Origin of the sequence: Inquilinus limosus, from assembly GCF_002195995.1 — a bacterium.
In the GTDB taxonomy this organism is placed as follows: Bacteria; Pseudomonadota; Alphaproteobacteria; order DSM-16000; family Inquilinaceae; genus Inquilinus; species Inquilinus limosus_C.
Genome location: NZ_NHON01000173.1, coordinates 1 through 6704, shown reverse-complemented (window position 1 = coordinate 6704; position 6704 = coordinate 1). Strand labels below are relative to the sequence as shown.

The 6704-nt window shown below is 72.7% G+C and carries 7 protein-coding genes; 6 read left to right on the top strand and 1 reads right to left on the bottom strand.

Going from position 1 to position 6704, the window contains the following annotated elements:
* The coding region (locus BWR60_RS35205; protein ID WP_088157885.1) for an NAD(P)(+) transhydrogenase (Re/Si-specific) subunit alpha at positions 1-808 on the bottom strand (808 nt) is incomplete at its 3' end.
* A gap of 210 nt (positions 809-1018) precedes the next feature.
* Here BWR60_RS35205 and BWR60_RS35200 point away from each other — a divergent pair.
* From BWR60_RS35200 to BWR60_RS35175, 6 genes are all read left to right on the top strand, one after another.
* Positions 1019-1483: a hypothetical protein gene (locus BWR60_RS35200; protein ID WP_088157883.1), complete on the top strand. Its 465-nt coding sequence runs from the start codon at positions 1019-1021 to the stop codon at positions 1481-1483.
* Positions 1484-1730: 247 nt separating this feature from the next.
* On the top strand, positions 1731-3779 hold the full coding sequence (locus BWR60_RS35195; protein ID WP_088157881.1) for a DUF4139 domain-containing protein: 2049 nt from the start codon (positions 1731-1733) through the stop codon (positions 3777-3779).
* Between the two features lie 267 nt (positions 3780-4046).
* On the top strand, positions 4047-4355 hold the full coding sequence (locus tag BWR60_RS35190) for a hypothetical protein (RefSeq protein ID WP_088157879.1): 309 nt from the start codon (positions 4047-4049) through the stop codon (positions 4353-4355).
* Between the two features lie 32 nt (positions 4356-4387).
* Positions 4388-5104 (top strand): helix-turn-helix transcriptional regulator, encoded by a 717-nt coding sequence (locus tag BWR60_RS35185; RefSeq protein ID WP_088157877.1) that lies wholly within the window; start codon positions 4388-4390, stop codon positions 5102-5104.
* 211 nt (positions 5105-5315) lie between these two features.
* Positions 5316-5849 (top strand): manganese efflux pump MntP family protein, encoded by a 534-nt coding sequence (locus BWR60_RS35180; RefSeq protein WP_429913060.1) that lies wholly within the window; start codon positions 5316-5318, stop codon positions 5847-5849.
* A 99-nt stretch (positions 5850-5948) separates the two neighbouring features.
* Positions 5949-6704: hypothetical protein (locus tag BWR60_RS35175; RefSeq protein ID WP_218823831.1), on the top strand; the 756-nt coding region annotated here is incomplete at its 3' end.

Genomic DNA, 6704 nt, shown 5'->3' with positions numbered 1-6704 from the left:
CCGGGATCAGCGCGGTGCAGATGACGATGTCCTGCTTCCTGACCGTCTCGGCGATCAGCGCCGCCTGCTTGGCCCGGTACTCCGCCGACATCTCCTTGGCGTAGCCGCCCGCGGTCTCGGCCGCCTTGAACTCGTCATCCTCGACCGCGACGAAGCTGGCGCCCAGCGACTGCACCTGCTCCTTGGCCGCCGGCCGCACATCCGTCGCCGACACCACGGCCCCCAGCCGCCGCGCCGTCGCGATCGCCTGCAGCCCCGCCACGCCGGCGCCCATCACCAGGACGCGCGCCGGCGGCACCGTGCCCGCCGCCGTCATCATCATCGGATAGGCCCGGCCGAACACCGACGCCGCCTCCARSACCGCCCGGTACCCCGCCAGGTTCGCCTGGCTCGACAGCACGTCCATCGACTGCGCCCGGGTGATCCGCGGCACCAGCTCGAGCGCGAAGCTCTCGATCCCCGCCGACGCATAGGCCGACAGGCTGTCGGCGTCGTCATAGGGCTCCAGCACGCCGATCAGGGTCGCCCCGCGCGGAATCAGGGACAGCTCGTCGACCTCGCCCTCGCCGCCCCGCAAGGGCCGGCGCACCTTCAGCACCACGTCGGCGCCCGCGAGAGCCGCGGCCGCGTCCGGCGCCACCTCAGCCCCCGCCGCCCGGTAGGCGTCATCGGTCACGGCACTGCCGAGCCCGGCGCCGGTCTCCACAACGACCGTCGCGCCCAGCGCCACCAGCTTCTTCACGCTGTCCGCCGTCGCCGCCACCCGGCGCTCACCATCCCGCCGCTCGCGCAGCACACCTATCCGCATGGATCGTTCTCCCTTCGCGTTCCCGGCGATGGATCCGCAAGTTTTTCCCCGCGGCGACGCAACGACCGACCATGCCTCACGCCGCCGCCCGCTGTCCACGATCCTTCCACCTGAAACAACGGAACCCGGACGGGGTGTCGCGCCTTGATTCCGCACCGCCGCCCCGCAGAGGATCGCGGCCGGCCAGAAACGCCTTCGAGGAACCACCCCTTGTCCACTTTCCTGCGCACCATCGTCCTGACCGCCGTCGCCGTCGGCGCCATCGCCTGCGTGCCGCAGGACGGGTATTACGGCAATGACGGCGGCTACGCCGACAGCGGCTACTACAACGACGGCGGCTACACCCGGATCGACAACCGCTACCGCGGCGACCGCAACGACCGCGCCAACAGCTGCCGCCGCGCCTATAACGGCCAATGCGACGAGGGCCGCTACGGCGGCACCAACCGCTGCGACGACGGCACCGACACCGCCGATTGCCGCGGCTATGCCAGCCGCGACCGCGACCACGGCCCGAACAGCTGCCGCCGCGCCTATAACGGCCAATGCGACGAAGGCCGCTACGGCGGCACCAACCGCTGCACCGATGGCACCGACACCGCCGACTGCACCGGCGGCGGCCGGCGCCGCGACCGTCGCGGCAACGACAACAACGACGGCTGGCCGTTCGACTGAGAGCCCGCCCGATACCGCTACTGATGTGGCCGCCTGACGGCGATTTTTCCGCTTCCGGTGCTCACGGACTTTAACGTCCGCTGCGCTCCGGTTCTCGAAACCACCGCCGGCCGACTCACGCCAGCGCAGTCTCGAACGGGCTCCCGCTGCGGGCATCTTTCCGCCATTCTCGACCCCACACGGCCGCGGCATCGCCATGATCGGCCGCCATGGTCGGTGCCGCGACCGATCCTGAAGGGGGCCCCGCATGACACCGATCCGCCTTGCCCTGCCGGCCGTCATGGCCACGGCGTTCCTGGCCATGCCGGCCTTCGCCGCCGAGCCGCTGGCGCTGAAGCGCGTGCTGCTGTCGACCGGCGGCGTCGGCTATTTCGAGTACGAGGCCAAGGTCACCGGCAACGAGACGCTGGACCTGGCCGTGCCGCTCGACCAGGTCGACGACGTGATGAAGAGCATCGTCGTCTATGACGACAAGGGCGGCATCGGCGAGATCAGCCTGCCCGGGCGCGAGCCGCTGGCCGCCGCCTTCCGCGAGATGCCGTTCGGGCCGGAGGCGCTGTCCTCCCCCGCCGACCTCCTGAACGCGCTGCGCGGCGCCGAGGTCCGGGTCGACGGCGCCCGCGCCGTCTCCGGCCGCATCCTGTCGGTGGTGGCCGAGACGTCGAAGGACAAGGACGGCGCCGAGATCACCCGCCACCGCGTCAGCCTGATGACCACGGGCGGGGTGCGCCAGTTCCTGCTGGAGGAGGCGGACGGGCTGCAATTCGCCGACCCGGCGCTGCAGGCCAAGCTGGATTCGGCCCTGGCCGCCCTGGCCCGCGATTCGGCCAAGGACCGCCGCACCCTGGCGATCCGCGCCACCGGCGACGGCGAGCGCACCTTGCGCGTCGGCTATGTCGTCGCGGCGCCGCTGTGGAAGACCAGCTACCGCCTGACCCTGGCCGCCGACCCGAAGGCCGACAAGGCCGGGCTGCAGGGCTGGGCGGTGCTGGAGAACATGAGCGGCGCCGACTGGGACAAGGTCGACCTGACCGTCGTCTCCGGCAACCCGGTCACCTTCCGCCAGGCGCTGTACCAGAGCTACACCGTCGCCCGGCCGGACGTGCCGGTGGAGGTGGCCGGCCGGGTGCTGCCGCCGGTCGATGAGCGCGCCCGCGACGCCGACGGGTACGGGCAGGGCGGCATGGCCACGGCCGAACCCGCGCCCCCGCCGGCGCCGATGGCGCGGATGATGGCGGCGCCGGCCGCGGAAATGGGCGCCTCCGACGCCCTGGTCGGCCGCACCCGGCAGCAGCTGGCCAAGGTCACCGCCGCCGAATCGGGCGAGACCGCGACCCAGGTCAGCTTCCACCTGCCGGAGCCGGTGACGGTTGCCGCCGGCCATTCGCTGCTGGTGCCGATCGTCGACCGCGAGATCCCGGCCAGCCGGGTCGACCTGTACCTGCCGCAGACCGAGCCGAAGCACCCGCTGGCCGCGGTCGACCTGAAGAATGACGGCCAGACCGGCCTGCCCCCCGGCGTGCTGACCCTCTATGAGCGCGGCGCCGACGGCGCGGTCGCCTATGTCGGCGACGCCCGGCTGGGCGCGCTGCCGACCGGCGAGACCCGGCTGGTCAGCTTCGCCGTCGACCAGAAGGTCACGGTGGACCGCGAGGACAAGCAGGACAGCACCCTGGCCCGCGCCCGCATCGTCGACGGCGTGATGGAGCTGACCAGCACCCAGAGCTCGACCGTCAGCTACGCCGTCACCGGCGCCACCGGGGAGGAGCGCACGGTGCTGCTGCAGACGCCGCGCTACGAGAGCTGGACCCTCACGGCGCCGGACAAGGGAAAGGTCGAGATCGTCGGCGGCCAGTACCGCATCCGCCAGGCGGTGCCGGCCGGCAAGACCGAGACCGTGACGGTGACGCAGGAGCAGCCGGTGTCGCAGAGCGTCGACCTGGCCGACGATGCCGACGACCAGATCGCCGCCTGGGCCGAGGACCGCACCCTGCCGGCCAAGCTGCGCCAGGCGATGGCGGAGCTCGCCGGCCAGCTCGCGGCCATCCGCGACCGCGAGGCCGACGCCCAGCGGCTGGAGCAGCGCCAGGCCGAGATCGGCCAGGAGCAGGCGCGGCTGCGCGAGAATCTCGGCGCCGTGCCGAAGGACAGCGACCTGTTCCAGCGCTATCTGGGCAAGCTGAACGACAGCGAGAGCGAGCTGGAGCAGGTCGGCACCGGCCTGGACAAGCTGCGCAAGGCGATCGACGCCGCCCGCGCCCAGTTCCGCCAGTCGGTGCGCAAGCTGAACGTGTGAGAGCGGCGGCGGGAGTTCTTGCCGCCGCCCCTTCCAACACCGTCATGGCGAGGCGCGCCATTTACGCCAATTGGGGGGCGTGGCCATCCAGGGCCGCTCGCATCGGCCCCTGGATGGCCACGGCGCTGCGCGCCTCGCCATGACGGTTTGGTGTTTCCGGTTGCTGCACCAAAGCCCACCCCTCCTGACAGAATGCTGTCAGGAGGGGTGTCGTATTCTCCATCATCGACGGCCCGTTCCGGAGCCGTCCCGCATGGAGAGACACCGATGGCCTTCGTCACCGAGGTCGTGCTGTTCCGGGCCCGGCCGGGCCTCGCGGTCGAGACCGCAGTCGAGACCGTGGTCGAGGCGGCGGAGGGCAGCCGCGCGGCCCTGGCCGGGCTGGACGGCTATATCGACCGCAGCTTCGGCGTCAGCGCCGACGGGCTGTTCGGCGACATCGTGCGCTGGCGCGACATGGCGAGCGCGGAGGCGGCGGCCGCCGCGGCCCCCACCCTGCCCGGCCTCGGCCGCTTCATGCAGGTCATCGACGGGCCGGGCGTTCGGCTCTATCACTTCAGGAGCCGTTCCCTCTGACCCTGCCTGCCCCTTCGGCGGGCCTGCCGCCGATGCGCCGAGCCGACCGCCTGATCCAGATCCTGCTGTTCATGCGCGGCCGCACCCTGGTCACGGCGCAGCAGCTGTCCGAGGCGCTGGAAGTCTCGGAGCGCACCATCTATCGCGACATGGCCGACCTCCTGGCCAGCGGCACGCCGATCGACGGCGAGGCCGGGGTCGGCTATCGCCTGCGCCGCGGCTTCGAGCCGCCGCCGGTGCAGTTCACCGCCGAGGAGCTGCTGGCGCTGAGCCTGGGCGCCCGCATGGTCGCGGCCTGGACCGACCCGGCCCTGGCCCGCGCCGCCGGCAGCGCCGCGCGCAAGATCTCCGGCGTGCTGCCCGAGGCCAGCGCCGCCTCGCTCGACGAGGTGCCGATCCACGCCCCCGGCCGCCGACCCTATCCGGTCGAGCTGATGGAGCCGATCCGCCTGGCCATCGCCGGGCGGCGCAAGCTGCGGCTGCATTACAGCGCGCCGGAAGCGACCAGCGAGCGGATCGTGCAGCCGCTCGGCCTGTTCTTCTGGGGCAACCGCTGGACCGCCACGGCCTGGTGCGAGATGCGCCAGGATTTCCGCAGCTTCCGCCTCGACCGCATCGACGCGCTGGAGACGCTGGAGGAGCGGTTCGAGCCGGTCAGCGGCCGCACCCTGGCCGATTATCTGAACCGCGAGCGCGAGGCCCGCGAGGCGGAGGACCTGAAGGCGGCGGGCCCCCGTTCCGAATCCTAGAGGCGGCCGCGCCGCAGCCCGGCGGAGCGAGCCGGCGGCACAGGGTTCAGCCCCGGCTTCATTCTATAGCGACATCAAAATATCCTTTACAGAACAAAGACTTGCGCTGTTGACCCATTGCATCCGCGCGGCTATCCGGGGCGCATCGACCGTCACCCGGATGTCACCCGTGCCCCTCGCCACCACGCTCGGCCTCGCCTTCAGCCTGTCGATGGACGCCTTCGCCGCCGCCATCGGCAAGGGCGCCTCCGCCCGCCGCATCCCGGTCCGCGCCCAGGCGGTGGAGGCGATGCGGGTCGGCGTCGTGCTGGGCGGGTTCGAGCTGGTGATGCCGCTGCTGGGCTGGGCCCTGGGCATCGCCTTCGCCGAGGCGGTGGCGGCGATCGACCACTGGGTCGCCTTCGTCCTGCTCGGCGCCGTCGGCGGCCGCATGGCCTGGCACGGGCTGACGCCGGACCGCGTTGCGGCGCCTGACCGGCGGTCGAGCCTGGGCGCGCTGGCGATGGCCGGCATCGCCACCAGCCTGGACGCCACCGCGGTCGGGGTCAGCCTCGCTTTCGTCCGGATCGACATCTGGAGCGCCAGCCTGACCATCGGCGCGGTCACCTTCGTCATGTGCCTGCTGGGCTTCCTGCTCGGCCGCGGCGCCGGGGCGCGGCTCGGCCGGCTGGCCGAGGTGCTGGGCGGGCTCGGCCTGGTCCTGGTCGGCGCCAGGATCCTGGTCGAGCATCTCGGCGGGGCCTGATTCATGGGAATTGCGGCCTGAACCCGCGGCCTCGCGTACCGCAAAGCCGCCGATTGTGATAGGATTCAGGCTGGCGTGGCGGTTCCGGCGGGCGGGGGGATGGACCGGGCGGACGCGATCCTGAAGGCCGTGCAGCGGATCTACGATGCCGCCGCGTCGCCGGATGCCTGGCCCGGCGCGGTCGAGGCGATCGCCGCCGCGGCCGACGGGCAGCGCGGATCGCTGCTGGTCGAGGACCAGCCGCAGCGACGGGCCGAGCTGATGATCGGCTGGCGCTGGGATCCGGACCATCTGAGCCGGATGTCGGCCCCCGGCGCGCCGCGGACCGCGCCCTGGGCCGCCGGCCTGCCGCTCGGCCGAGCCGTGCGCAGCCTGGAGCTGAAGCCCGAGCGCGATTTCCTCCGCTCCGATTTCTACAATCAGGTGGTGCGGCCGAACGGCGACTTCTACGGCGTCGTGGCGCTGGTGCAGCAGACGCCGACGCATCGCAGCTACGTCGCCGTCCGCCGCGTGCTGGGCGCGCCGGATTTCGCCGACCGCGACGTGGCGGCGCTGCAGGCGGTGCTGCCGCATCTCGCCCGCACGCTGGAGCTGCGCCGGACGATCGGCATCGCCGATCTGCGCCTGGCCGGCGCGATGGCCGTGCTCGACCGGATCGATCTCGGGCTGATCCTGTGCGACGCCGCGGGCCGGCCCGCCTATCTCAACCGGCGGGCCGAGGCGCTGGTCGCCCGGCCGGACGGGCTGACGGCCGGACCGGCCGGCATCGCCGCGGCGCAGCCGGAGGAGACCCGCCGGCTGCGGCATGCCGTGGCCATGGCCGCCGCCGCGGGCGCCGCGCGCCCCGGCCTCGAC